This is a genomic window from Coriobacteriia bacterium, assembly GCA_034370385.1.
GTDB lineage: Bacteria > Actinomycetota > Coriobacteriia > Anaerosomatales > PHET01 > JAXMKZ01.
On record JAXMKZ010000061.1, the window covers coordinates 1 to 1,789 of the forward strand.

The window sequence follows — 1,789 nt, forward strand, 5'->3', positions numbered from 1 at the left end:
CCGTCGCGCGCGCCTGGAGTCCTCGGCGGTATGGTCCCGGACGCATCGGCGGTTGAGCTCTCGGCGCGCGTCTTTCGCGATCAGCGACCGCTCGGATGACCTGCGGGCGCCACGCTAACAAGCGCTTCCAGCCGACTTCGCCAGTCCTCGGCTACCATGTCAGTCAGCGGGCGCGGCTGAAGCGCCGCACGTTCGACAGACGTAGCTCAACGGCGAGTGATCGGGGGATCACATGAGCAGCGAAGCTTCGCAGGCGAGTCTTCCAGCCACATCCGGCGACATCATGGTCGACTCGATCGATCCGATGATGGAGACGGTGCTCGGCTCTCGAATGTCGTTCGCTGAGCGACTCGACGCCCAGATTCTGGCGCGGGCGTCGCGCCTTCTGCTCGACCTTGAGCCGGTTCTTGGATGTTGGTGGGACGGGAAGTCACGCGGTGCGGAATGGGTTCGTTGCACGGGCCTGGGCGAGCAGAGTGCGTTCTCGATGACAGACTCGGAAGACCCTGACCGCGACTCCGCCGAATTCCACGGGACGCCGTTTGACCCGAAGGGCCCCCGGTTCGCGGTGCTGCTGCTTCGCTCCCAAGACCGCGACGACCTCTGCGTGCGCTTCGACCACGTCGCCGGAGACGGATGGAGCGCCAAAGAGGTCACGCATATGCTCGCCGAAGTCTACTCTCGACTGCTGGATGACCCTGACTATGTGCCGCTCCCGCGGACGGCGCCGCGCCCCGACCATAGCGATGTGTTGAATGCACTCACGGCAGAGCAGCATGCGGCGGCGGCGAATCCACCCTCGATGATGAACACGTCGCAGTGGAAGATGAGGCTGCGGCCAGGCTCGGGAGACGGCCTCGTCGTTCGCACGCTCACCCTGTCGTCTGAGCGGGTGGCCGCGCTGCGAGCATATGCGCACGCCAGGGGCGGCACGGTCAACGACACGCTGATCACTGCCCTTGTCAGAGCTGTCGAGTCGAACAACCCTCAGAGAGCGGGCCTGAAGCCGGCCGTGTCGATCTCTGCCGACACCAGGCGGTTCGCCAATGGGACGAATCTCGACCGGTTGGCCAACATCGCCACCACACAAACGGTAAGGATGGATTTCCGACACGGCGAGAGCTTCGACGAAACCCTGCGACACGTCATCGAGGCCGTGCAGCCGTACAAGGACACCTTGTGGAACGTACATTCCTTCTCGGACGACAAGCCGCTTTCGCCAAGAACCGCGCGCGCGATCTTCTGGGTCGTCGCGACTGCATTGCGCGTCTCTCGTGCAGGCGCGATGGTGACGATGAACGTAGGGTCATTCGATGAGGAGCGCCTGATCTTCGGGTCTTCCAGTCCAGTTTCCGCGATGGTCACCGGGCCAATCTGCAGGTATGCAGGATTCCCTCTGCTGATCAGTTACTACCGGGACGCACTCACGCTCTGGACAGGGTTCCGGGAGCGATTCATCGCGTCCGAACTAGTCGACCGGCACCTTGCCAGCATCGATGGTCAGTTGGTGGACGTGGTTGGTGCTTCGGCGGGGCCGCTCACCCAGGCCGCAGCGGGGTAGCCTGCAGGATCGCGTGTCGAACAAAGGCATCGAGCGGACGGCGTCAGCGCTAGACTGGTGGAAGGCATGGGCCGCCGCTCATGCCTGACACGTTGGGCGGACCGAGGGTGGTGTTGTGTGAGTATCGACGACTGGGTCGTCGCGTATGCGCAGAAACGCGAGCAGCCAGGATGGCCGTTTGGTGAGCCACCCCCCGATGCTGCAGGCGCCGAGATTCTATTCCTTGAG

At 63.8% G+C, this 1,789-nt stretch carries 1 protein-coding gene; it reads left to right on the forward strand.

All coding sequences use genetic code 11. The features are described 5' to 3' along the window. The first annotated feature begins 232 nt into the window (after window positions 1-232). Complete coding sequence (locus U1E26_12715) at window positions 233-1,561, forward strand: hypothetical protein (protein ID MDZ4170494.1); 1,329 nt, start codon at window positions 233-235, stop codon at window positions 1,559-1,561. Window positions 1,562-1,789 lie beyond the last annotated feature (228 nt).

Coding starts and splice junctions, on each gene's coding strand:
- U1E26_12715 (MDZ4170494.1), top strand. CDS start 233: ATGAGCAGCGAAGCTTCGCAGGCGAGTCTTCCAGCCACATCCGGCGAC.